This is a genomic window from Paenarthrobacter sp. NPDC018779 (assembly GCF_044391085.1).
Taxonomy (GTDB): domain Bacteria; phylum Actinomycetota; class Actinomycetes; order Actinomycetales; family Micrococcaceae; genus Arthrobacter.
In genome coordinates, this window is record NZ_JBIRZS010000004.1 from 116755 (window position 1) to 140610 (window position 23856).

Annotated in this window: 21 protein-coding genes; 4 read left to right on the top strand and 17 right to left on the bottom strand. The window is 63.3% G+C overall.

Annotated elements, in window-relative coordinates; genetic code table 11:
- Nucleotides 1–59: 59 nt before the first annotated feature.
- The 4 genes from ACH488_RS06800 to ACH488_RS06815 all read right to left on the bottom strand — a co-directional run bounded on the left by ACH488_RS06800 (nucleotide 60) and on the right by ACH488_RS06815 (nucleotide 4234).
- Nucleotides 60–1082: a Gfo/Idh/MocA family oxidoreductase gene (locus ACH488_RS06800; protein ID WP_397323086.1), complete on the bottom strand. Its 1023-nt coding sequence runs from the start codon at nucleotides 1080–1082 to the stop codon at nucleotides 60–62.
- A 99-nt stretch (nucleotides 1083–1181) separates the two neighbouring features.
- Nucleotides 1182–2108 carry an ATP-binding cassette domain-containing protein gene (locus tag ACH488_RS06805; RefSeq protein ID WP_397323087.1) on the bottom strand — a complete coding sequence of 309 codons (927 nt, stop codon included), beginning with the start codon at nucleotides 2106–2108 and terminating at the stop codon, nucleotides 1182–1184.
- Between the two features lie 12 nt (nucleotides 2109–2120).
- Complete coding sequence (locus ACH488_RS06810; protein WP_397323088.1) at nucleotides 2121–3173, bottom strand: ABC transporter permease; 1053 nt, start codon at nucleotides 3171–3173, stop codon at nucleotides 2121–2123.
- Between the two features lie 65 nt (nucleotides 3174–3238).
- Entirely contained in the window at nucleotides 3239–4234 is a 996-nt protein-coding gene (locus ACH488_RS06815) for a substrate-binding domain-containing protein (RefSeq protein WP_397323089.1), read from the bottom strand.
- Between the two features lie 317 nt (nucleotides 4235–4551).
- Here ACH488_RS06815 and ACH488_RS06820 point away from each other — a divergent pair, with 317 nt between their 5' ends.
- From ACH488_RS06820 to ACH488_RS06835, 4 genes are all read left to right on the top strand, one after another.
- Nucleotides 4552–5292: a GntR family transcriptional regulator gene (locus ACH488_RS06820; protein WP_397323310.1), complete on the top strand. Its 741-nt coding sequence runs from the start codon at nucleotides 4552–4554 to the stop codon at nucleotides 5290–5292.
- A gap of 16 nt (nucleotides 5293–5308) precedes the next feature.
- Complete coding sequence (gene iolB / locus ACH488_RS06825) at nucleotides 5309–6202, top strand: 5-deoxy-glucuronate isomerase (protein ID WP_397323090.1); 894 nt, start codon at nucleotides 5309–5311, stop codon at nucleotides 6200–6202.
- A 207-nt stretch (nucleotides 6203–6409) separates the two neighbouring features.
- Nucleotides 6410–7144: a hypothetical protein gene (locus tag ACH488_RS06830; protein WP_397323091.1), complete on the top strand. Its 735-nt coding sequence runs from the start codon at nucleotides 6410–6412 to the stop codon at nucleotides 7142–7144.
- Nucleotides 7145–7152: 8 nt separating this feature from the next.
- On the top strand, nucleotides 7153–7380 hold the full coding sequence (locus ACH488_RS06835; protein ID WP_397323093.1) for a hypothetical protein: 228 nt from the start codon (nucleotides 7153–7155) through the stop codon (nucleotides 7378–7380).
- Between the two features lie 78 nt (nucleotides 7381–7458).
- Here ACH488_RS06835 and ACH488_RS06840 read toward each other — a convergent pair whose 3' ends face one another.
- From ACH488_RS06840 to pcrA, 13 genes are all read right to left on the bottom strand, one after another.
- Nucleotides 7459–8331 carry a sugar phosphate isomerase/epimerase family protein gene (locus tag ACH488_RS06840; RefSeq protein ID WP_397323094.1) on the bottom strand — a complete coding sequence of 291 codons (873 nt, stop codon included), beginning with the start codon at nucleotides 8329–8331 and terminating at the stop codon, nucleotides 7459–7461.
- Nucleotides 8332–8420: 89 nt separating this feature from the next.
- Nucleotides 8421–9434 carry a Gfo/Idh/MocA family protein gene (locus tag ACH488_RS06845; RefSeq protein ID WP_397323095.1) on the bottom strand — a complete coding sequence of 338 codons (1014 nt, stop codon included), beginning with the start codon at nucleotides 9432–9434 and terminating at the stop codon, nucleotides 8421–8423.
- Between the two features lie 28 nt (nucleotides 9435–9462).
- Nucleotides 9463–10380: a sugar phosphate isomerase/epimerase family protein gene (locus tag ACH488_RS06850; protein WP_397323097.1), complete on the bottom strand. Its 918-nt coding sequence runs from the start codon at nucleotides 10378–10380 to the stop codon at nucleotides 9463–9465.
- Between the two features lie 26 nt (nucleotides 10381–10406).
- Nucleotides 10407–11918: a CoA-acylating methylmalonate-semialdehyde dehydrogenase gene (locus tag ACH488_RS06855; protein ID WP_397323099.1), complete on the bottom strand. Its 1512-nt coding sequence runs from the start codon at nucleotides 11916–11918 to the stop codon at nucleotides 10407–10409.
- Between the two features lie 30 nt (nucleotides 11919–11948).
- Entirely contained in the window at nucleotides 11949–13877 is a 1929-nt protein-coding gene (gene iolD / locus ACH488_RS06860) for a 3D-(3,5/4)-trihydroxycyclohexane-1,2-dione acylhydrolase (decyclizing) (RefSeq protein ID WP_397323312.1), read from the bottom strand.
- A 21-nt stretch (nucleotides 13878–13898) separates the two neighbouring features.
- A complete protein-coding gene (locus ACH488_RS06865) occupies nucleotides 13899–14861 on the bottom strand; it encodes a deoxyribose-phosphate aldolase (RefSeq protein WP_397323100.1) in 963 nt (320 codons plus the stop codon).
- Nucleotides 14858–15880, bottom strand: coding sequence for a 5-dehydro-2-deoxygluconokinase (iolC, locus tag ACH488_RS06870; RefSeq protein ID WP_397323101.1), 1023 nt, complete (start codon nucleotides 15878–15880; stop codon nucleotides 14858–14860). Before iolC ends, ACH488_RS06865 begins: the two co-directional genes overlap by 4 nt.
- A gap of 161 nt (nucleotides 15881–16041) precedes the next feature.
- On the bottom strand, nucleotides 16042–16446 hold the full coding sequence (locus tag ACH488_RS06875) for a tautomerase family protein (protein WP_397323102.1): 405 nt from the start codon (nucleotides 16444–16446) through the stop codon (nucleotides 16042–16044).
- A 220-nt stretch (nucleotides 16447–16666) separates the two neighbouring features.
- Nucleotides 16667–17569, bottom strand: a complete 903-nt coding sequence (gene sucD / locus ACH488_RS06880) for a succinate--CoA ligase subunit alpha (RefSeq protein WP_377546201.1) — start codon at nucleotides 17567–17569, stop codon at nucleotides 16667–16669.
- 12 nt (nucleotides 17570–17581) lie between these two features.
- Nucleotides 17582–18751 carry an ADP-forming succinate--CoA ligase subunit beta gene (gene sucC / locus ACH488_RS06885; RefSeq protein WP_397323104.1) on the bottom strand — a complete coding sequence of 390 codons (1170 nt, stop codon included), beginning with the start codon at nucleotides 18749–18751 and terminating at the stop codon, nucleotides 17582–17584.
- Between the two features lie 262 nt (nucleotides 18752–19013).
- Nucleotides 19014–19703: a hypothetical protein gene (locus ACH488_RS06890; RefSeq protein ID WP_397323105.1), complete on the bottom strand. Its 690-nt coding sequence runs from the start codon at nucleotides 19701–19703 to the stop codon at nucleotides 19014–19016.
- A 23-nt stretch (nucleotides 19704–19726) separates the two neighbouring features.
- Entirely contained in the window at nucleotides 19727–21157 is a 1431-nt protein-coding gene (locus tag ACH488_RS06895) for a putative Ig domain-containing protein (protein ID WP_397323314.1), read from the bottom strand.
- 131 nt (nucleotides 21158–21288) lie between these two features.
- Nucleotides 21289–23814: a DNA helicase PcrA gene (gene pcrA, locus ACH488_RS06900; RefSeq protein WP_397323107.1), complete on the bottom strand. Its 2526-nt coding sequence runs from the start codon at nucleotides 23812–23814 to the stop codon at nucleotides 21289–21291.
- Between the last annotated feature and the right edge of the window lie 42 nt (nucleotides 23815–23856).

Below are 23856 nucleotides of genomic sequence, written 5' to 3' on the forward strand. Positions count from 1 at the left end.
AATTAGGGGCATTCGGTGAGAGATGGTCGGGGAATTAGGGGCGTTCGGTGAGAGAACGTTTAGCGGGGCACCTTGACGGGGACGCCGGTTTCGAGTGATTCCTGGGCGGCGTCGGCCACGCGGGAGGCGGCCACGGCGTCCTCCGGCGTGCAGGGGTTCTTGCGGACTCCGAGGATCACTTCCACGAACGCTGCCATCTCCGAGCTGTACGCCTGGTGGAAACGTTCCGCGAAAGTCTTGTGCGCTTCGCCGGCCGGGAACGCGATCCCCAACTCGGCTGACCGTACCGCCATCTGGTGGTCCATCCCCACCAACACAGAGCCTTCGGACCCCTGGAGCTCCAGCCGGACATCATGGCCGGCCCCGTTGTAGCGGCTCGCCGAGACCGTTCCTACCGTGCCGTCGTCGAACGTCACCAGCGCCAAAGCGGTGTCGACGTCGCCCACTTCACCGATCGCGGGGTCGCCGTTGTTGGAGCCCTTGGCGTAGACCTCCACGATCTCCCGGCCCGTGAGCCAGCGAAGGATGTCGAAGTCGTGGACCGAACAGTCCCGGAACAGGCCACCCGAGGTTGCGAGGAACTCGACCGGCGGCGGAGTCATGTCGCACGTGACGGCACGCAAGGAGTGGATCCAGCCAAGCTCGCCGGCATCGTAGGCCCGCTTGGCCTCAAGGTAGCCCGCGTCGAAGCGTCGCTGGTGCCCGATCTGGACGGTGCCGTCCTTCTCTCGGATGTACTCGAGGACAGGCAGGGATTGGGCGACATTGACGGCCACGGGCTTCTCGCAGAACACGGGAATGCCCGCGTCCACGCCTGCCTTGATCAGGTCCGGGTGGGTTGCAGTGCCAGTGGCGATCACCAAACCGTCAATGCCGGAGGCGATCAGTTCCCCCACCGAGGGCAGGAACTCCGCCCCGAAGTCCGCGGCCACGGACCGGGCGTGTTCCTGCGCGACGTCCGTCAGCTTGAGCCGCACGAGGGTCCCTTCAGGGTTGAGGACCTCGTTCAAGGCATTGATGTTCCGGGCGTGCATCACGCCGATCCTGCCCACGCCCACCAGGCCGAGCGTTACTTCTTTCATGCTGTCTCACTTCCTTTCCGGACATTCGCCGGATAATCCAGGGAAACCACGGAAGGGCCCCGGCGGACGTGCATCAGCCGGGGCCCGTGCGCGGGCGAACTAGTGACGCTTCGTGGTGCTTTCTGGCGCGGCATCGGCGACGTCGGCTACCTCGGCTTTGACTTCCTCCAAGGCGTCCGAGTGTCCGCCGAGTTGTTCGAGTTCGTGGGCGAGTTCAGCCAGTTCGGCGCCGCCGGCCATTTGGGCTGTCAGTTCTTCGAGCGTGATGTCCTTCTTCTCGTAGTAGCCGATCGACTTGCCGCGCTTGAGCAGCAGGAACCGGTCACCTACGGGGAACGCGTGGTGCGGGTTGTGGGTGATGAAGATAACGCCGAGGCCGCGGTCGCGGGCCTGCAGGATGTAGCGGAGCACGACGCCGGACTGCTTGACTCCCAGCGCGGCGGTGGGTTCGTCGAGGATCAGGACCTTGGCGCCGAAGTACACGGCACGGGCGATGGCCACACACTGGCGCTCACCGCCGGAGAGCTGGCCGATGGGCTGTTCCACGTCGCGCAGGTCGATGCCCATGTCTGCGAGTTCCTTCTTGGTGATGTCCTTCATTTTCTGGACATCCATGCGGCGGAACGGGCCCACCCCGGTGGTCAGTTCCGAGCCCAGGAAGAAGTTCCGCCAAATCGGCATGAGGGAGACGACGGCGAGATCCTGGTACACAGCTGCGATGCCGGCGTCGAGCGCTTCACGGGGTGAACCGAGCTTGCGGTCCTCGCCCATGATCTTGAAGCTGCCTTCGTCGTGCTGGTGCAGGCCGGCGATGATCTTGATCAGGGTGGACTTACCGGCACCGTTGTCGCCCAGGACGCAGGTGACGCGGCCGTTGTCCACGGCCATGGTCACGTCCCGCAGGGCGATGATGTTGCCGTAGTGCTTGCCCACGGCTTCGAGGGATAGCAGGTGCACGGGCGTGTGGGTCAAGGGGTCCTTCTCGTCTTTCAGCAGGGTCTGCTGGTCGATCTGGTGTGCATTCATTGGTCCGGCCCCTTACTTCAGTTCTGCCCGGCGTTTGACGATGAGGTTGACGATGGTGGCCAGCAGCAGCATCAAGCCCAGGAAGAACTTGAACCAGTCCGGATTCCATTGTGCGTAGACAATGCCCTTGTTGGCCATGCCAAAGATGAAGGCACCGATCGCGCCACCGACGGCGGAGCCGTAGCCGCCGGTGAGGAGGCAGCCACCTATCACGGCGGCGATGATGTAGAGGAACTCGTTGCCCACGCCTTCGCCGGATTGCACGGCGTCGAAGGCGAACAGGTTGTGCATGCCCAGGATCCAGCCGCAGAAACCGACAGCCATGAACAGGCCAATCTTGGTCTTGGTCACCGGAACACCCACGGCGCGGGCAGCATTCGCGTCACCGCCGACGGCGAAGATCCAGTTGCCGATGCGGGTCCTCAGGAGGATCCAGGAAGCAATCAGCACTAGAACGATCCAGAAGAAAACGGTGATCTTCACTTCCACGCCGCCGATGCTGATGGAGGAGGCGAAGACGGCGCGGGCCGACTCGAATCCGTCCAGCTTGGAAATCGATGGGGACGAAACGGAACCGCCGACCAGGCGGGTCAGGGCCAGGTTCAGGCCGGTCAGCATGAGGAAGGTGGCCAGGGTGACGATGAAGCTGGGCAGCTTGGTCTTGACCAGGATCCACCCGTTGATGAAGCCGATGCCCAGGGAAACCACCAGTGCCAGGAGGACGCCGACCCAGGCGTTCATGGAGAAGTACCAGCTGAACAGCGAGGCGGTCAGTGCCGAGGAAATCACGGCCACACCCGTGGAGAGGTCGAACTCACCACCGATCATCAGGAGGGACACTCCCACTGCCATGATCCCGATGGTGGAGGAACCGTAGAGCACGGTGGCCAGTGCATTCGGCTGGGTAAATGTCTGCGAGACGGACGCGAAGAAGATGAAGAGGACAACGGCACCGACGAGTGCGCCAACCTCAGGCCGTGCGAGGAACTTCTGAAACGGGTTCCGGCGCCCGACCCGCTCGTCACCGGGCGATGTGGCCGGTGGCAGGGTTGCTGTGTTTGCCATAGGAATGACTCCTTGTTGGTCAGGCTGCGCGGCGGGCGAATCGCCGCGCAGCCGGATTCCTGGATCTAGCGGACGCCCTGCTGGGCGAACTTGAGGACGTCGGAAGCGTTGGACTTGTCCACGATGGTGGGGCCGGTCAGGACGGGCTGGCCGCCGCCGATCTTGAAGCCACCGCGCTTGGCCTGCCACAGGGCGTCAACGGACATGTAGCCCTGGAGCCACGGCTGCTGGTCGACCGTGAAGATGACGTTGCCGTCCACGATCTTCTGGGCGAGTTCGGCGTTGAGGTCGAAGCTGGCCACCTTGGCCGAACTGCCGGCGTCGGTGACCGACTTCAGCAGGGTGAGGGTGATGGGAGCGCCGAGGCCGATGATGACGTCTGCGTCCTTGGAGGCCTGGAGCTTGGCCGTTGCGGTGGACTGCACGGCGGTCATGTCCTTGCCGTCAACATAGAGAATCTCTGTAGCGGGGACTTTGGCCTTCACGCCCGCGCACCGGGCCTCGAGGCCCACGTGGCCCTGCTGCTGGATGACGCACACGGGGTGCTTGTAGCCTTCGGCAGCAAGCCTGGTGCCTACTGCTTCGCCGGCGAGCTGCTCGTTGGAACCGAAGTGGGTGAAAGCGCCGAGCTTTGCCGAGACGGACTCGCCGGCGTTGAGGCTGACCACGGGGATGCCTGCATCGGTTGCTTTCTTGAGGACGTCTTTCAAGGCGTCGGGTGTGGCAATGGTGACGGCAATGCCGTCCACTTTCTGGTCGATGGCCTGCTGTACCAGCTGTGCCTGGCGCCCGGCTTCGGGGTCGCTCGTGTACAGGAGTTCAACGTTGTCCTTGGAGGAAGCTTCCTCCGCGCCCTTCCGGACGATGTCCCAGAACGTGTCGCCGGCTGCGGCGTGGGTGATCAGGGCGACCTTGATGCGGTCGGTGGAAGCTGCCTGGCCTGCTGCAGCACCTCCGCCGTTGTCTGCGGGCTTTCCGCCCTGGCTCGAACAGGCGCTCAGTGCTATCAGGGGAACCACTGCTGCGGCGAGTGCCGCTTTGCGCCACGAGAATTTTGCCACCGTTATCTCCTTTGATTTCAGCTTGGGTGTCCGGAGACTCGTATCCGGATCAGCCACTACTCAGATCATGGTGACTGACCTCACACTTTGTCAAGACTTTGTCCTGACATTAGGATGTTTTTACGTAAATGCTTCTCAATGACGGCGCCCATCCTTCCGGTCGAGCCAATTCCTTGACGGTCCGATCGCGGCTGCTATCATCAGAAAAAGGCAGTATGTCCTATCAAGTGAACATGAGCGGACAAACTCATCCATCCGGCAGAGGAGCCGCGACCCTGCTCCCCGGCCGGCTTTCCGCAGCCGTCCAGGAGGAACCAGTGACGAACCAACTCAGCCTCAGCATCGACCGTTCGTCCCCGGTGCCGCTGTACCACCAAGTGGTGCAAGGCATCGAAGCCGCAATCCACAGCGGACTCCTGGAACCGGGCAGCCGCTTGGACAACGAAATCGACCTTGCGGCGCAACTGAATCTCTCCCGCCCCACCATGCGCAAAGCCATGGACGAACTGGTCCGGGCCGGCCTGCTGGTCCGCAAGCGGGGCGTGGGCACGCAGGTGGTCGCCAGCCAGGTCCGGCGACCACTGGAACTCTCCAGCCTGTTCGATGACCTCAGCAACAACGGCAAGAAACCGACTACGGATGTGCTGAGCTTCTCGCACGTGGAGGCCGATGCCGCCACCTTGGCCGCACTCCAACTCCCTGCCGGGTCCAAGGTCTACCACTTCACGCGACTCCGCAAAGTGGGTGGCAAGCCCTTGGCCCTCATGGAGAACTGGGTCCGCGACGATATCACCAGCATGGACGAAGCCCAGCTCGCCAGCGAAGGCCTCTACGCCATCCTGCGGCGTGGTGGCGTGAACTTCCGACTCGCTTCGCAGCGCATCGGTGCCATGATCGCCAACGACTACCAGGCTCCCCTCCTCGAAGCAGAAGTGGGATCGGCCCTGGTCACCATGGAACGCACCGCGGTGGACGACACCGGACGCATGGTGGAAACCGGCCACCACGTCTACCGCGCCGATTCCTACAGCTTTGAAATGACCCTCGTACAGCGCTAACGCAAGGACTTAACTTATGGCCAACTGGGTATACCCCCTGGGAACCGCCACCGACGGCAAGTGGGACGTCTCCCTCGGCACCTCCGATTCCAGCCTCGCCGTCGACGGCTGGGCCCATACGGGACTGAAGGTCGCGACGCTCGCCGCGGGTGCCGCCGTCGAACTTTCCGCCGCTGCCGAAGAGCGCATCGTGGTGCCGCTGAGCGGCTCCTTCACGGTAACGGTCGACGGCGGGACGTACAGCCTCGCCGGCCGGCAGTCGGTTTTCCACGGGCCAAGCGACGTCCTCTACACCGGCATCGACAAGGCCGTCACCATCAGCTCGAACGACGGCGGCCGCGTCGCCGTGGCGACCGCACCGGCAAAGGCCGGGTACCCCACCCGTCTGATCACCGCCGCCGAAACCCCCGTGGAACTGCGCGGTGCTGGCAACTGCTCCCGCCAGGTCCACAACTTCGGCACACCGGCCGCACTCGAAGCCGACCGCTTCATCGTCTGCGAAGTCATCACCCCCGCCGGCAACTGGTCCTCCTACCCTCCGCACAAGCACGACGAGGAGAAGGACGGCGAAACCAGCCTCGAGGAGATCTACTACTTCGAAACCCGCGTGGCTCCCGGCTCCCCCGCCCCGGAAGAGACGGACGCCATCGGCTACGCACGCGTGTACGCCTCGGATGAGCGGCCCATCGATGTCTCCGCCGAAGTCCGCACCGGCGATGTTGTCCTGGTCCCCTACGGCTGGCACGGCCCCGCCATGGCGGCACCCGGATACGACCTCTACTACCTCAACGTCATGGCCGGCCCCGGACGCGTCCGCGACTGGCTCATCAGCGACGACCCCCACCACGGCTGGATCCGCCAAACTTGGGACAGCCAGAACGTAGACCCAAGGCTCCCGTTCACGGCCTGATCTTGAACAGGTGATGCCCCTGAGATGAGGTCTTGGGGGCATCACTCGTCTTCAGACTTTGCCTTATCGACGTCATTCCATGGCCTGTCGCGACACTGAAAGGACATGGAACCCCGACCGTGGTCTGGCGAGACGCTCAAAAAGCTCAGTCGGCACATCCGAGATGGTACCGAACCACCGTCCTCGTTGCCCGCCTACGAAGATGTCATGGTCTGGTACGACGAGTTGGTCAATCATGTTATCGGCCGACTGGAAGCGCTGTCTTGGACGAACTGGTTCGGCGACCGGTACAGGCCTCCTATTGGTCGCGCTAAGACAATCCAAACACTCCGCGAGAAGCTCAACAGGATGCCGTCAATGCACCTGCCGTCCATCCAGGACATTGCAGGGGTTCGATTGCAGATGTCGATGTCGCTCCTCGAACAGGATGCCGTCGCCACCCTTCTGTGCAAGCACTTCGAACAAGATCCAGCAATTGCTATTGAGGACCTCCGAGATGGCTCGCACGCCGGTTATCGGGCTGTCCACGTTCTTCTGCACCTGAAGGACCTCCGGGGCAGGGTCGAGATTCAGGTCCGGACTCAGTTGCAGGGAGAATGGGCGAACCTGTATGAGGAACTGGGAGACGTGCTCGGACGCGAAATTCGCTATGAGCAACTACCCGATGCAGACGAACGCCGTGCAGTCATGGACCGCATGCAGGGCCTTTCCCTGGGTCAGATCACAGAGCTTGAAGCGGCGATGAACCTGATATCCGGCCAAAAGTACGTGGTTGACACGAACCATCCCGATTACGCTGGTCCCGTGCAAAAGACATGGGAAGGCGTTGAGGGTGGGATCGACGCAGTGCATACCCTCATCGCAGAGCTCGAGGCCGACTTGATACGGCAGCTACAATCTATGAGATCCCACATCCAGTCCATAACCCAGGAAGCAGAGTAGGAGGCGCCATGCCTGGTTTCACAATCCAGTACAACAAGAAAACCCAAGAACGCTTGGTCGAAGTCTTTGAAGGCGACTCCGGACACCGCGATGCAATGAAGCGTCGTTTGGAACTGGAGAAAAAGCACCTTGGCATGGACTGGGAAATTGTGTCCCTCAACGCAACTTCTTTAGCCAGTATCCAGCAGTCACATTCCCGCTATTTCCACGGCAGAGACATCACAGTAATTGCTTGATGATTGGTTCCAACCGCGTGAAAACCAAGAAAGCCCCTGTGACTCGACGAGTCACAGGGGCTTTCTTCGTTATCGGTGCTACTTCGTTTGGGCGATGTAGTCCGTCATCGTCTTGAGCTGGTAGCGGGAAACGTCCTCGGCATTCTCGTCCTCGGCGAAGACGCTGGAGACCATCACGGTGTTCTCCTTGTCCAGGAAGCCGATTTCCTTCAGGCCGCCGAAGAACTCGTTCCAGTTGACGTCGCCGTCACCGATCTTCAGGTGCTGGTGCACGCGCACGGCGTTGCCGGGCGGATTGGTGATGTAGCGCAGGCCGTGGGAGGCGTGGTGGTTCATGGTGTCTGAAATGTGCACCAGGCGCAGCTTGTCACCGGCGGCGCGCATGATGTCCAGCGGCTTGTTGCCCATGTGGAACGTGTGCGAGGCAACGTAGACCATTCCGATGTTCGGAGAGTTGATGCCACGAATCACGCGCAGTGCGGCCAGGCCGTCCTCCACGAAGTCATCCGGGTGCGGATCGATCAGCACGTCCAGGCCCTCGCGCTCGATGATCGGCACCAACTCCTCCATGGACCGGTAGAAAGCCCGCTCTGATTCCTCGGCCTTCTCCGGGCGTCCACTGAACTCGGTGTTCATGGTCTGCACGCCAAGGTCCACGGCGATCTGGATGGCACGCTTCCAGTACCGGACAGCAGCTTCGCGGGCGTCCTCGTCCGGACCGGACCAGCGCAGAACTGGAAGGATCGAGGCAATCTCAACGCCGGCATCCTTGCACGCTGCCTTCAGCTTGCCAACCAGCTCATCGTCCGCCTTGGGATGGTTGTAGAACGGGATGAGGTCCGCATGCGGGGTCATTTGCAGGTACTTGTAGCCGAGATCGGCAGCAACGCGCGGGAACTCGAGCAGGCTGTGGCTGTGGTGGAACGGTGTGGGATCGAGGGCGATCTTCACTGGGCACTCCTTTGTGGTCTCTGGGGGAAAGAAAACGGTGGCCGGCCGCGGTACTGCCGGCCAGCCACCGCTGTGATGGTGGGGCTGCGCTAGTTGTACAGGTCCGGCTTGGTGTTGAGCTGCACCTTGACCTTCTCGCCGGACTTCTGGGCCTCAACGCCGGCCTCGCAGCACGCTGCCGTGGCGTAGCCGTCCCAAGCCGTGGGTCCGCCGATTTCCCCGCGAAGTGCCGCGTCCACCCAAGCCTGGACCTCGACGTCGTAAGCGGCGCCAAAACGGTCCTCGAAGCCGGGGGTGACGTTGCCGCCCCACTTGCCGGCTGTCTGGACGTACGGGCCGTTGTCGCCACCGATGCTCACGATGCCGTCCTCGAAGGACGCCTGCGTGGCCACCTGGTAGCCGAACTTGGCATTGACGTAGATTTCGACGTCGGCCAGAACACCGGATTCGGTTTCGATCAGGACGTGCTGGGGATCGTGCTGGCCGCTGGGTGCGTTGCGGGTGGGCTTGCCCAAGCGAACCTGCACGGACGTGATTTCCTCACCTGTGAAGTAGCGGATCGCGTCGAACTCGTGGACCACCGAGTCGTTGATCAGCATTTCGTTGGTGAAGCCCTCGGGCGTGGTGGGGTTCCGGTGTTGGTGGTGCAGCATCAACAGCTCCCCCAATTCGCTGTTGCGGATGATGGAACCCAAAGCCGCGTACTCGGCGTCGAACCGGCGCATGAAGCCAACCTGGATGCGCTTGTGGCCGAGTGCCTGCTCAGCCTGGACAACCTTCCAGGCGCTCTCCGCGTCCGGGGTCAGGGGCTTCTCGCACAGGATCGGGAAGTCCTTCTCCAACGCCTTGTACAGGATTTCCTCGTGCAGGAAGCCCGGGGTGGCGATCAGCACGGCGTTGACGTCGCCGTTGTTGAGCGCTTCATCGGCGCTGGCCAGGGCAACCGCCCCGTCAATGCCTTCGATGGCGGCTTGCGCACGGGCCAGGTCGACATCAACGACGGCGGCAACTTCAGCGCCGTGGATACGGGTGCTGAGGCGCTTGATGTGGTCCGCACCCATGCGGCCTGCGCCGATGACGGCAACGCGGAGAGACTTTGTCACTTTCTTATCCTTCGTGAGGTTCGGTTGGCTACTGGACCCGTGTGCGGGATCCGCAGGACAGGAGGTAATTGCGGGTTCGCTTGGCAATGGGCATCGGTACGTCGAACGCTACCGGGTACATGTCCTGCTCCACGATGCCGAAGATCGGCCGGTTCAGGCCCTCGACTGCTTCGATGACGGCACGGAGATCCGGGAGTCCGTTCGGCGGCTCGGTCATGACGCCGGCCAGGTTCGCGGCAGCCCAGGTCATGTTCTTTTCGTTGACCTCGGCCAGGACCTCGGGGTTGATCTGCTTGAGGTGCAGGTAGCCGATGCGGTCCGGGTAGTTCTTGATGAGTTCCAGGCTGGAGGCGCCGCAGTACTCTGCGTGGCCCGTGTCCAGGCACAGGTTCAGGTACTGCGGGTCCGTGGCGGCCAGGAGGGTTTCGATGTCCTTCTGAGCCCCGACGTGGGAGTCAGCGTGGGAGTGGAACTGCTGGTGCAGGCCGAAGTCCTCCAGCAGGACCTTGCCCATGCGGTTGTGCCCGGCGAACAGATCCGCCCACTGTTCGTCCGTGAGTTCGCCGTTTTCCACGGCCTCGCCCGTGACGTCGTCCCGCCACATGGCCGGGATGACCACAATGTGCTCCCCACCCATGGCCGCCGTCAGTTCGGCCACCTTCCGGGCCGGTTCCCAGGCTTCGTCGTACTGCTTGGCACCACGGTGGAAGGCCGTGAAGACCGTCCCTGCGGTGACCTTCAGGTCGCGCTGCTTGAGTTCCTCGGCCAAGCGGGCGGGGTCGTTCGGCAGGTAGCCGTAGGGTCCCAGCTCGATCCACTTGTAACCGGATTCGGCAACTTCATCCAGGAACCGTTCCCACGGGGTCTGCTTGGGGTCATCCGGGAACCAAACACCCCAGGAGTCGGGGGCGGTGCCAATGATGAGTTTGTTCTCGACGTCGGTCATGACCACGGTGTCTTTCTCGATGGGTGTTAGTTGGAGGGGAAGTTGTAGGAAGCGCCGGAGGCGTGGTGGGTTTCGGGCCAGCGGGAGGTGATGACTTTGCCGCGGGTGTAGAAGGAGACGCCTTCGGGGCCGTAGATGTGCTTGTCGCCGAAGAGGGAGGCTTTCCAGCCGCCGAAGGAGTGGTAGGCCACCGGAACGGGCAGGGGCACGTTGATGCCGATCATGCCCACGGTCACCGAACGCTGGAACTTCCGGGCTGCGGCGCCGGAGGAGGTGAAGATCGCGGTGCCGTTGCCGTAGGGGTTGGAGTTGATGAGCTTGATGCCGTCTTCGAGGGTGTCCACGCGGACGACGACGAGGACGGGTCCGAAGATTTCCTCCTGGTAGGCGGTCATTTCGGTTTTGACGTGGTCGATCACGGTGGGGCCTACCCAGAAGCCGTCTTCGTGGCCGGGGACGATGAGGTCGCGGCCGTCCACGACCATCGCAGCACCGGCGGTTTCGGCTTCGGTGACGATCCGGAGGATGCGTTCCTTCGAGGCGGGGGTGATGACCGGGCCCATTTCCGCGCCGGGTTCGGTGCCGTTGTTGACCTTCACGGCCAGGGCACGCTCTTCGACCTTCTTCACCAGCAGGTCAGCAGCATCGCCGACGGCGACGGCCACGGAGATCGCCATGCACCGCTCACCTGCCGAGCCGAACGCTGCGGCGGCGAGGTGGTCGGCGGCGTTGTCCAGGTCGGCGTCCGGGAGCACGATCGCGTGGTTCTTCGCCCCGCCCAATGCCTGGACCCTTTTGCCGTGCTTGGTGGCGGTTTCGTGGACGTACTGGGCGATCGGGGTGGACCCGACGAAGGAGATGCCGTCCACGTCCGGGTGGGTCAGCAGCCCGTCGACGGTTTCCTTGCCGCCGTGCAGGACCTGGAACACCCCATCCGGCAGGCCGGCGTCCTTCCAGAGCTTGGCCAGCAGCAGCGACGGGGACGGGTCCCGTTCGGAGGGCTTGAGGATGAACGCGTTACCGGTGGCGATGGCCATCGGGGCCATCCACAACGGCACCATCACGGGGAAGTTGAACGGCGTAATACCCGCCACCACACCCAACGGCTCGCGGAAGGAGAACACGTCAATGCCGGTGGAGACCTGGTCCGAGTAGTCACCCTTAAGCAAGGAAGGGATGCCGCAGGCGAACTCGATGACTTCCAGGCCACGGCCGATCTCGCCCTTCGCGTCGGAAAGGACCTTTCCGTGCTCGGCAGTGATCAGCTCGGCGAGCTCGTCCACGTGCGCTGCGACGAGCTCACGGAACTTGAACAACACCGCCGTGCGCTTAGCCAGGGAAATATCACCCCACGAATCAGCGGCCTTCCGGGCAGCAGCAACCGTGGCATTCAAATCGTTCTCATTCGCCAGGCGCAGCTCCGCGGTGACCTGCCCGGTAGCCGGATTGTACACCGGCTGGGTGCGGTCGCCTTCACCGGCGGACTCGGCACCGTTGATGAAATGGTTAATGGTGGTCAAAGTGGTCGTCGTCGACATGTGCGTGGACTTCCTTGTCTGTCTGGGAACTCAGCCGAGCAGTTTGCGCTGGCGGTTCTTGTGGTCGGTGTAGGTTTTGTAGGCCTGTTGGGTGGATTCGAGCTCGGAGACTGCCGAGACGGGCACGTCCCACCAGGACTCGGAGGACGGGGCGTCCAGCAGGGGGTCCGATTCGACGTGGATCACGATCGGGCCGGTCTCCTCCGGGGCTGCCTTGGAGTCGCGGATGGCTTGTTCGAGTTCGGCAATGGCCTTCTCGCCGGGTTCGATCCGGATGACCTTCGCACCCAACGATTCCGCGTTGGTGGCCAGGTCGATGGGCAGGTTCTCGCCGGCGTCGAAGGAGTGCTGTTCCTTGTTTAGGACCCGGTATTGGGTGCCGAAACGCTGCGAACCCAGCATCTCCGAGAGGGAGCCGATGGAGGCGTAGCCGTGGTTCTGGATCAGGACCACGATCAGTTTGATGCGTTCGGCGACGGCGGTGACCAGTTCGGTGTGCATCATCAGGTAGGAGCCGTCCCCCACCATGACCACCACATCTCGCTGGGCGCCTCCGGCCGCGGCTTCGGCAAGCGCTGCGCGCTTGACGCCCAGGCCGCCGGGGATTTCGTAGCCCATGCAGGAGTACGCGTATTCCACGTGGTAGCCGAACGGGTCCCGGACCCGCCACATCTTGTGCAGGTCACCGGGCAGCGACCCGGCTGCGCAGATCACCACGTCCTGGGCGTCCATGGCTTTGTTCGTGGCACCGATGATCTCGTTCTGCGCCGGCAACGGCGTGTAACGGGTCTCGAAGGCCTGGTCCACGGTCGCGTCCCAGCGTTTCTTTTCGGCGGCGACTTTCTCTTCCAGGTCAGCGCCGACGCGGTAACCGCCCAGGGCCTGGTTTAGCTTCACCAACGCCTTGCGGGCATCGGCGACGATCGGCAGCGTGGTGCCGTGCTTGTACGCATCGATCGCGGCGACGTTGATGTTCACGAAGCGCACATCCGGGTTCTGGAACGCCGTGCGGGACGCGGTGGTGAAGTCCTCGTACCGGGTGCCGATCCCGATGATCAGGTCCGCTTCGGCAGCGATGGCGTTGGCCGCCGTCGTGCCCGTGGAACCGATGGCACCGAGGGAGTGCTTGTGGTCCCAGGGCAGCACGCCGACGCCGGCCTGGGTGTTGCCCACCGGGATGCCGGTGAGTTCGGCGAACTTCGCCAGTTCCTCGTTGGCGTAGGCGTACAGGACGCCGCCGCCGGCGATGATCAGCGGACGCTTGGCGGCACGGATCGCTTCCACGGCACGGCGGATATCCTCATCCTCGGCCTCGGGGCGGCGGATCCGCCACTCCCGCTCGGCCAGGAACTCCTCTGGCACGTCGAACGCTTCGGCCTGGACGTCCTGCGGCAGGGAAATGGTCACCGCGCCGGTCTCGGCAGGGTCCGTCAGGACGCGCAGGCCGTGGTGGAACGCGGAGAACAACTGCTCCGGGCGGGACACCCGGTCAAAGAACTTGGACAACGGCCGGAACGCGTCATTGACCGTGATGTCGTATGCGTACGGCAACTCAAGCTGCTGCAGGACGGGATCAGCTGCGCGGGTCGCGAACGTGTCCGAAGGCAGCAGCAGCACGGGCAGCCGGTTGGTGGTGGCCAGCGCCGCACCGGTGAGAAGGTTCGAGGACCCAGGCCCGATGGAGGTGCTGATCGCGAACGTCTGGCGGCGGCGCGTGTGCCGGGCGTACCCGACGGCCTGGTGGGCCTGGGCCTGCTCGTTGCGGCCCTGGTAGTACGGCATGATGGTCGGGTCAGCGGCCTGGTACTGCTTCAATGCCTGGCCCACACCGGCCACGTTCCCGTGGCCGAAAATACCGAACGTGCCCGGAATCAGGCGCTCACGGAAGTCCACACCAGCAACAGAGTCAACCGTGTACTGCTTGGACAGAAACTCGACCACGGCCTGAGCCACGGTCATCCGACGGGAAGACATCTGTGCTTACTCCGATACTTTCACGGGGATACGGTCTGAGGAGGTGAGCCCTGCAGCGTCCAGTGACGCGGGCGCAGTGTTGTTCAGCAGCGAGGCGGCCGTCGCGACGGCACCTGCCACATCGCCGTCGTGCGGGTAAAGCAGCGTCCGCCCAACGGTGAGGCCCTGCACGCCAGGCAAAGCCAGCGCAGCCTGCCAGGAAGCGAAAACCTCATCCTGGGACCCATCCGGGTCACCGCCGAGCAGCACGGTGGGCAGCGTGGTGGAGGCCATGACGCGTTCCATCTCGGCCACCACGGGCAGCTTCATCCACGTGTAGGCGCTGGTGGAACCCAGGCCCTCAGCGATGCCGACGGACTTGATCACGGCGTCCGCGCGGAGGTCGTTGCGGACCTTGCCGTTCGCGTCACGCACGGACAGGAAGGGCTCCACCATGGCGATAAGCTTCCGCTCAGCCAACGAGTCGATCGCCTTCGCGGTAGCTTCCAGGGTCGCAACGGTGTCCGGGTCGCCCAGGCAAATGCGGGTCAGCATCTTCCCGCCGTCCGCGCCCAAGGCTTCAAGGGCGGAGGCTGTGTGCCCGGTGAAGCGGTCATCGAATTCATTGACCAGGCCAGCCAAGCCGCCGCGGTTCATGGAACCGAAGACGAGCTTGCCCTCAAGCGCGCCGAGCAACAGCAGGTCATCCATGATGTCCGGGGAGGCCAGGATGCCATCCACGGCAGGGTTCGCCAAGGCAATCTGCAAACGGTCCAGCAAATCGCGGCGATCGGCCATGGCCATCGGTTCCGAACCAACGGACAGGGCACCACGGGCCGGGTGGTCGGCAGCGACAATGAAGTTCTGCACGCCATGCTTCAAGCCAGGATGACGACGGCGGGTGGCAGCAGCGCGGGCCACGGCCTCCGGGTCCTCCAAACGGATACGGCTCAAGTGCTCATAGCGGCGGGGGTCATCGTTGAGGCTCAACGCACTGCTCCTTCTTCGACGGGGGCGGCAGCGAGGGTGGCGGAAACACCGGGGACCGGGCGGCCGCGTTCAGCCAGCAACGAGGTGACCTCATCCGGCGTCGGCATCGCATCCGCGCAGGACAGGCGCGAAGCGACAATCGCACCGGCGGCGTTCGCGTAATCCAGGACCTCGGACAGCGGCCACCCGGACAACAGCCCGTGGACGAACGCACCACCGAAGGAATCCCCTGCGCCCAGGCCATTAACCGTCTCAACCGGAACCGGAGCCGAAACCATGCGCTCGGTGCGGGTCTTGGCCATCACGCCTTCCGGACCAAGCTTCACCACGGCGATCTCGACGCCGGCAGCCAGGAGACGGTCGGCCTGCTCGTCAGGTGTCCCCTCCCCCACAGCCACGGCGCATTCCTTGTCATTGCCGATCGCGACCGTCACATGCGGGAGGATCTTGGCAACCTCGGCACGGGCCTCTGCTTCGGAAGCCCAGAACATCGGACGGTAGTCCAGGTCCAGAATGGTGAACTGGCCATCCTTCAAACCCGTCCGGGGGCGGGCCTCATGCGCCGCGATGTGCGCGCTACGGGACGGCTCCTGGCACAGGCCGGTCACGGTGGACCAGAAGATGCCAGCCTCGCGGATTGCTTCCAGGTCCAGTTCTTCAGCCTTGATCTGCAGGTCCGGCGCGGTGGGGAACCGGCCGTAGAAATAGAGCGGGAATTCGTCCGTGGCGGGCTTGATCGCGCAGAACGTGGCGGGAGTCTGCCCGGCAGCGGGAGTGACGAAAGAATCATCCACGTTGAACTTGTGCAGTTCGCGGTGCAGGAAGCTGCCAAAGGGATCATCGCCGGTGCGGGTGATCACGCCGGTACGGCGGCCATGGCGGGCGGCGGCAACAGCCACGTTGGAGGGGGAACCTCCCAGGTACTTGCCGAAGGACGACACATCCTCCAGCCCGACACCAATATCGTTCGGGTAGATATCAACGCTGATGCGCCCGATCGTGAGCAGTTCGTGGGTCACGGTACTCGTGGACCTTTCTCTTAGAACTCTGAACCTTTGAGCGCTGGGCCCCAATGCCTTGCTACCCCTCAGTGAGCGGGGCCACATGACTACTTTGCACCAGATTTAATGTCCTGTCAAAGGTTTGTACTGACATATTTACAACGTGACACCGAGGGCGTCTACTTGCGTGGAACCGCCAGCTCTCCGGTGACGTACTGGCTGCGCCCAAAGCCAAAGGACCAGTCACCAGGAGTGTTCTCCACGTAGCCCACAAATACGTCCTCCCCGGCAATTCCCACCTCGGAGAGGCCCGAGGCGATGGCCTCGAAGAGTGAACACTTGGCCATCTGGCTGCGGCCGCCTTGGGTGAAGATCTGAATCATGACAACCCCGGAACTGCGCTCAAAACCGAGCCCGGCGTCCTGGGCGACGATCTGGCCCTGTGGATGCTCCGTGAGGATGTGGAAGTAGTCCCGCTCAGGAATTCCATACTCGGTCAGAATGGCGTCGTGAATGGTTCGGCTGATGGCAGCGAGATCTTCGGGCGAGCGGCCCTGGTTGACGTCGATACGAACAAGAGGCATTGCAGGTCCCTTCGAATAGTTTGTCCTAACATACTAACAAACTATTCGAATTCCGGATACAGCAAGGCTTAATCAGCACCACGTTGCGGGGCCCGCTTAGCGCCCCAAACCAAGCGAATAGCGTGCAGAGCGGGCCACACAACGGCGCTTAAAGTACGACGGCGGCCCGTCACCTTTCGTGCGAAAAGTGACGGGCCGCCGTCGTACTTATTTGTAAAACCTAGAGCGCTGCGAAGACCTCGCGCAGGAGCGTGGCGGTCTCGGACGGCGTCTTGCCGACCTTCACGCCTGCTGCCTCGAGGGCTTCCTTCTTGGCCTGTGCGGTACCGGCGGAGCCGGACACGATGGCGCCGGCGTGGCCCATGGTCTTGCCCTCGGGAGCCGTGAAGCCTGCCACGTAGCCGACAACCGGCTTGGTGACGTTGGCCTTGATGAAGTCGGCTGCGCGCTCTTCAGCGTCGCCACCGATTTCACCGATCATGACGATCGCCTTGGTCTCCGGGTCGGCTTCGAACGCAGCCAGGGCGTCGATGTGGGTGGTGCCGATGATGGGGTCGCCACCGATGCCGATCGCGGTGGAGAAACCGAGGTCGCGGAGTTCGTACATCATCTGGTAGGTCAAGGTACCGGACTTGGAAACCAGGCCGATGGGGCCCTTGCCCGTGATGTTCGCCGGGGTGATGCCAACCAGGGCTTCGCCCGGGGTGATGATGCCGGGGCAGTTCGGTCCGATGATGCGGGTGATCTGCTTGCCGTCAGCGTCCACCTTGGACTGGGCCAGTGCCCAGAATTCGGCGGAGTCCTGAACCGGCACGCCTTCGGTGATGACTACAACGAGGCCGATGCCGGCTTCGATGGCTTCAACCACTGCGTCCTTGGTGAATGCCGGCGGAACGAAGACGATGGAGACGTCTGCGCCGGTTTCGGCGATGGCTTCCTTGACGGTGCCGAAGACGTTGATTTCCTTGTCGCCGTGCAGGACGGTGGTGCCGGCCTTGCGTGCGTTGACGCCACCAACAATGTTGGTGCCGGCCTTGAGCATCAGGGCGGTGTGCTTGGTTCCCTCGCCGCCGGTGATGCCCTGGACGATGACCTTGGAGTCCTTGTTGAGGTAGATAGACATTGTCGCGTCCCTTTACTTAGCTGCGTTGGCGAGCTCGGCGGCCTTGTCGGCGCCCTCGTCCATGGTGGCGGCCAGGGTAACCAGCGGGTGGTTGGCCTCGGTCAGGATGCGGCGGCCCTCTTCGACGTTGTTGCCGTCGAGGCGAACAACCAGCGGCTTGTTTGCCGAGGAACCGAGCTCTGCCAGTGCACCTACGATGCCCTTGGCGACTGCGTCACAAGCGGTGATGCCGCCGAAGACGTTCACGAAGACACTCTTGACCTGGGAGTCGCCCAGGATGACGTCCAGGCCGTTGGCCATGACCTCGGCGGAAGCTCCACCACCGATGTCAAGGAAGTTGGCGGGCTTCACGTTGCCGTGGTTCTCGCCTGCGTAGGCAACGACGTCGAGGGTGGACATCACAAGACCGGCGCCATTGCCGATGATGCCAACTTCGCCGTCCAGCTTGACGTAGTTGAGGTCCTGGGCCTTGGCCTTGGCCTCGAGCGGGTCAGCCGCATCCTTGTCTTCCAGCTCACCGTGGTGCACGTGGCGGAAGTCGGCGTTCTCGTCCAGGGAAACCTTGCCGTCGAGGGCAACAATGTCGCCTGCGCCGGTGCGGACCAGCGGGTTGACCTCAACCAGGGTTGCGTCTTCCTTCTTGAAAACGTCCCAGAGCTTCAGAATGACGTCGGCGACCTTGCCGCGCAGTTCTTCAGCGAACCCGGCAGCTGCGACGATCTCGTCAGCCTTGGCCTGGTCGATTCCAACAGCAGGATCGATGGCGATCTTGGCGAGTGCCTCGGGGCGCTCCACGGCAAGCTGCTCGATCTCCATGCCGCCTTCAACCGAGCACATGGCCAGGTAGTTGCGGTTGGCACGGTCCAGGAGGACCGAGAAGTAGAATTCTTCGGCGATGTCAGCGCCCTGGGCAATCATCACCTTGTTGACGGTGTGGCCCTTGATGTCCATGCCCAGGATGTTGGTGGAGTGCTCAAGCGCCTCGTCGGCAGACTTGGCAACCTTGACGCCGCCAGCCTTGCCGCGGCCACCAACCTTAACCTGTGCCTTTACGACAGTAACGCCGCCGATCTTCTCAGCAGCTGCCTTCGCTTCTTCAGGAGTGTGCGCCACGATGCCGGCGAGCACGGGTACACCGTGCGCTTCGAACATATCGCGCGCCTGATATTCAAACAGGTCCACGGTTTAGTGTCCTTCTACGTCGAAGTAGTTTCTGTCCAGCCGGAACCGCGATGACCGCGATAAGCCAGCTGCGGAAAGTACGCGGTCATAACCGGGAATCAGTCCGGTCACATTGCGTAAGGTCCTCTCGGAACTTTAGCCCTTTGAGGCGTCCCGCCACTCCCACACTACCGGTTAAGTGAGTAAGCTTACACTTCTATCGAGCGTAGAAAAACCGCGTGATGGCGGGGTTTTTTGGGCTCACACTAACCCTCCACAGTGGTCAGGAATCTTCCTTCAGGTTCCCGCGGACCGTCTTGCCGCCGTCGGAAATCAGCTGGTAACCCTCGCGGCTGACGAAGAACGCTACGCCACCAGAGACGTTTCCGCAGGCTACGCCGTCGTTGTACGCGGAGCACCGGAGGCCGTTGCGTTCGATGTTCTGCCCGTCAGCCAACTCCCGGAGCTTGGAAATGGTGCCGTTCCGCGTTCCCTTGGGACCATACTCGGACTCCATTTGTGTTACGCCCGAGCGACACGAGCCGTACACGGCCTTGTCCGGCGAGAGCAGCACGGTCCCGCCCAAGTAGCCCAGGCCGGTAGCGCCGCAATCGTCGGAGATGTCTTCCGCTTCAGGCTTGGCATAAGCCGCCAATTCGCACTGCACCACCGGTACCACGGCAAACTTGTTGTTGGCAGCGTCCGAGTAGGTGTTGGGCTCATAGGGCAGGTTGAGGTGGCCGCCCCGCGAGGACGTCATGGCGCAAACAATGTTGTGGTCAGGGGTTACGAACGCAGTGACATCGTCGCCCGCGGCTAGGGTTGTCTGTTCCGTCACCGGCACCTGCTTGAGCTGTTCCAGGGGAGGGAGCGGCTCCGGCGGAACGTAGTTGGGGTCCTTGGTGGAGAAGGAACAAGCCGTGCTGGCCAGCAAGAGCAAGGCGGCAAGAATCCCCAATACAGTCCGTCGCATGGCTCCAATTATGCCTTTTGGCTTCAGGCTCCGTTGTCCCGCCGCCACCACCATCGCGCCGATGCCGCCAATAACGCGCCGACCGTGAGGAGTCCGGCAGCGGCCCACAGCATTGCGTTGAGGGTTCCGGATTGCAGCCCGGTCGCCGCCAGTTCAGCGGACGACGCCGGCACTACTGCACCTGCCGGCAGCACCGATGTTTGAGGTACTTCAGCCGCGGCCGGCGGTTGCGCTGCCGGCGGCGGTTCGACGGCGGGTGGCCGGGTTTCCAGGACGGTGACGGTGGTCCAGAAGATCTCCCGCTCAACGAGCCCCGCGTCACGGAATTTCACGTAAATCCGGAACGATCCCGCCCTGGTGGGCGTGCCATTAAGGAATCCGTTGCCATCAATAGCGAGCCCGTCCGGACCGGGATCGTGCCAATGCAGGCTGCCGGCCATGTGCTGCGGCGTTCCCCACCACAAGGAGTAGGGGCCGACGCCGCCGGTCACCGAAGCGATCTTGGCCGAGTAGGGTTCCCCCAAGACTGCGGGCGGCACTACATAGCCCACGGCATACGGTGCACTTGCCCGCACCGTGATGCTGAACGAGGCTTCGCTGGAGCCAAACTGGTCCGTCGCCCGGACGGTGAAGGCGTACGTGCCGGCAGTCCTGGGGGTTCCGCTGGCTGACTTATTGCTCCATGACATTCCGGGCGGGAGCTGCCCTTCGACGATCGATGTGGTGAACGGTATGACTCCGGCCGTGAACACGTCGATGCTTTGCTCATACGGAAGGCCAACAACGGCGTCCGGGTACTGACCGGTGTAGGTATGCAACTCAATTTTTGGCGGGTGGTATTCGCTGATGCTCGCCGAGACTTGTCGAGACACGGTCTGGGCAGGCTCCGAGGAGTCCGTTACTGACACGGTCATCTGGTAGTAACCAGCTTGGCTGGGCGTCCCCGCGACCTTCAGGCCAGCCTCATTGAACGCCAGCCCTGGCGGCAGGTCGGTCACTGTCACGGAATACGGAGCAGTACCTCCCGAGATCACCAACGGCTCGTCGAAGGGCTTTCCCACGAAGCCGTTCTCCACGTACCCCTGCACAGCCAAGGGCTCAGGGTCCGCGGCGAGAGTTTGGTCAGGCCCATTGGCCGACTCTGTGGGCACCACCGCTTCCGGAATCGCAGGCTCCGTGGCCGGGACCGACACGGTGCCTGTTGGTGGTGGCTCTGGAGTCGCCGTGGCTGTGGCTGTGGGCGAAGGGAGCGGCGCGGTGGCCTTCTCGGTGGACACCGGTTCCGGCACGGGCTCGACGGCGGGAGGCTGGGTGGGCGTTGCAACCTCGGCGCCCGGCACGGGCTCGCCTGCAGCTACACCGGGAGGCGCCAACTGCAACGCCAACCCACCAGCCAAGGCGGCGGCCAGAATCATCCCCCAGGCTTTAGCGGCAAAACCACGTTCCCTCTGCATGGCGCCCACGCGCGTCCTCCCCCACAAGAATGCGAAACCCCCGAAGCGCAGCGCCCTACCGGATTATGCGGACCGAAAGCGCAAACGCCCGGCCAGTCTAAGACGCGCTAAGGCTCCTGACAATGGGGGCCTCAGGCATCCAATTTGGTCAGCGGCGCGTAACGCAGCAGCAGGCGCTTCTCGCCGACATCGAACTTCACTTTCGCGACTGTCTTGTCTCCCGCGCCCTCGACGCCCAGCACCACGCCGTTGCCAAAGCTCGTGTGGTTGACCTTGTCCCCCACCGAAACAGCGATGACTTCCTTCTGCGGCTGGACCCTGGTGCGGGCGACGGCGGCGGGAACGTCGGCGTCGAACCCTGCGGTGGGGCTGGCGGCAGCTCCGCGCGACGTTCCGGCTCCCCAGAAGGATCCGCCGTAACGGTTTGAGCCGATGGGCGCGCTGCCCCAGCCGCCCGCGGCCTGACGTGACGTTCCTTCGCGTTTCCAGTCCACCAGTTCGGACGGAATTTCCTGCAGGAACTGGCTGGCAGGGTTGTACTGGCTCTGGCCCCACATGTTGCGGACCTCGGAGCGGGTCACATAGAGACGCTTACGCGCACGGGTCAGCCCAACGTAGGCAAGGCGGCGTTCCTCGGCCAGCTCCTTGGGATCCGTGGCGGAGCGTTGGTGCGGGAAGATCCCGTGCTCCATGCCCGTCAGGAACACCACGGGGAACTCCAGGCCCTTCGCCGTGTGCAACGTCATCAGTGTCACCACGCCCAGACGCTTGGCTTCGGCGACTGCGGCGTCGATGTCGGCCCCCGGCGCGTCCGGGATCTGGTCGGCGTCCGCCACCAGGGAGACCTGTTCCAGGAACTCGCCCAGTGAACCTTCGGGGTTGTCACGCTCGTACTCCCGCACCACGGCCACAAGCTCTGCAAGGTTCTCCACGCGGGATTCGTCCTGGGGATCGTTGCTGGCGCGGAGGCCGGCGAGGTAGCCGGTCTGCTCCAGGACAGCTTCCAAGGCCGCGGACGCGCCGGACCCCGAAGCCACCTCGGCGAGGTCGTCCAACAGCTTCACGAAGCCCAACACTGCATTGACGGAGCGGGTGGCCATGCCGGGTGCTTGATCGGCCCGGCGCGCTGCGTCCATGAAGGAGGTCCGGTCCCGCTCGGCCAAGGCAGCAACAGCACCCTCAGCGCGGTCTCCAATGCCCCGTTTGGGCTCATTCAGCACCCGTCGTAGGTTGACGTCGTCGTCCGGGTTGACCAGGACCCGGAGGTAAGCGAGTGCGTCCTTGATTTCCTTGCGCTCGTAGAAGCGGGTACCCCCAACCACCTTGTACGGCAGGCCCACGCGGACCAGCACGTCTTCGATGGAACGCGATTGGGCGTTGGTGCGGTAGAAAATGGCGACGTCGCCGGGACGCAGCCCTTCCTCATCCTGCAGCCGGTCAATTTCCTTGGCGATGAACTGGGCTTCGTCGTGCTCGTTCTCGCCCACGTAGCCAACGATCTTCTCGCCATCGCCCTCTGCCGTCCACAACCGCTTTTCCTGTCGGTTGGGGTTGCGGGAAATTACCGAGTTGGCAGCACTGAGGATGTTCTGCGTGGAGCGGTAGTTCTGCTCCAGCTTGATGGTCCGCGCGTTCGGGTAGTCGTGCTCGAACTCCACGATGTTACGGATGTCAGCGCCGCGGAACGCGTAGATGGACTGGTCCGAATCGCCAACCACCGTAAGCTCGCTGGGCTGCACCTCGGTATCCGTGCCAAGGCCCACAATCTCCCTGACCAGCGCGTACTGGGCATGGTTGGTGTCCTGGTACTCATCCACCAGGACATGCCGGAACCGGCGGCGGTACGATTCCGCGAGCGCAGGGAAAGCCCGGAACATGTAGACGGTCTGCGCAATGAGGTCGTCGAAGTCCATGGCGTTGGCCTGGCGCAGGCGCTGGGTGTAGCCCTTGAAGACCTCGGCTACGGCGGTTTCAAAAGGATCGTTGTAATTGGCCGAAGACGCAAAGGAATCGTCGTCCACCAGCTCGTTCTTGAGCGCGGAAATCTTGTGCTGGATGGCCTTGGGCGGAAACTTCTTGGGATCCAGGTCCAGGTTCTTCGCCACAAGCGTGATGAGGCGCAGCGAGTCAGCGGAGTCGTAGATGGAGAAGTTGGAGTTCAGCCCCACGTTGGACGCCTCGCGGCGCAGGATGCGCACGCAGGACGAGTGGAAGGTGGAGATCCACATGGCCTTGGCACGTCCGCCAACCAGCGCTTCGATGCGTTCCCGCATTTCGGCCGCGGCCTTGTTGGTGAAGGTGATGGCCAGGATTTCACCGTGGTGCGCCCGCTTGGTGGCGATCAGGTACGCGATCCGGTTACTGAGCACGCGGGTCTTGCCCGACCCGGCGCCCGCAACAATGAGCAGCGGGCTGCCGGAGTGCTTGACGGCCTCTTCCTGTTGCGGGTTGAGACCCTGCAGCAAGGCATCGGCGGACGGCATCCCCTGCGATCCATGGTGGCCCCAGCCGCCCGAGCCGGGAGCCCCATCATCCTCGCCTGTGCGGGCACGGCCGGCGCCGCCGCCTGCGTGCGAAAGCTCCGGGGCAGCCTTGACTGCGGCCCGCGAGCCAGCGTTGAAGGGTCCGTCTGCGTAGGGGTCAAACAACATATCCATGGTGCCTACCAGTCTAGGCGGTGGGTCTGACACTCCTTCGAC

Bases quoted from the DNA above. Each gene is read 5' to 3' on its own strand.
- ACH488_RS06875 (WP_397323102.1), bottom strand. From the start codon at position 16,446: ATGCCTCTTGTTCGTATCGACGTCAACCAGGGCCGCTCGCCCGAAGAT.
- ACH488_RS06810 (WP_397323088.1), bottom strand. From the start codon at position 3,173: ATGGCAAACACAGCAACCCTGCCACCGGCCACATCGCCCGGTGACGAG.
- ACH488_RS06890 (WP_397323105.1), bottom strand. From the start codon at position 19,703: ATGCGACGGACTGTATTGGGGATTCTTGCCGCCTTGCTCTTGCTGGCC.
- ACH488_RS06830 (WP_397323091.1), top strand. From the start codon at position 6,410: ATGGTCTGGTACGACGAGTTGGTCAATCATGTTATCGGCCGACTGGAA.
- ACH488_RS06800 (WP_397323086.1), bottom strand. From the start codon at position 1,082: ATGAAAGAAGTAACGCTCGGCCTGGTGGGCGTGGGCAGGATCGGCGTG.
- ACH488_RS06895 (WP_397323314.1), bottom strand. From the start codon at position 21,157: ATGCAGAGGGAACGTGGTTTTGCCGCTAAAGCCTGGGGGATGATTCTG.
- iolD (WP_397323312.1), bottom strand. From the start codon at position 13,877: ATGACCGTGGCTCAGGCCGTGGTCGAGTTTCTGTCCAAGCAGTACACG.
- iolB (WP_397323090.1), top strand. From the start codon at position 5,309: ATGGCCAACTGGGTATACCCCCTGGGAACCGCCACCGACGGCAAGTGG.
- ACH488_RS06855 (WP_397323099.1), bottom strand. From the start codon at position 11,918: ATGTCGACGACGACCACTTTGACCACCATTAACCATTTCATCAACGGT.
- ACH488_RS06805 (WP_397323087.1), bottom strand. From the start codon at position 2,108: ATGAATGCACACCAGATCGACCAGCAGACCCTGCTGAAAGACGAGAAG.
- ACH488_RS06850 (WP_397323097.1), bottom strand. From the start codon at position 10,380: ATGACCGACGTCGAGAACAAACTCATCATTGGCACCGCCCCCGACTCC.
- sucD (WP_377546201.1), bottom strand. From the start codon at position 17,569: ATGTCTATCTACCTCAACAAGGACTCCAAGGTCATCGTCCAGGGCATC.
- pcrA (WP_397323107.1), bottom strand. From the start codon at position 23,814: ATGGATATGTTGTTTGACCCCTACGCAGACGGACCCTTCAACGCTGGC.
- ACH488_RS06835 (WP_397323093.1), top strand. From the start codon at position 7,153: ATGCCTGGTTTCACAATCCAGTACAACAAGAAAACCCAAGAACGCTTG.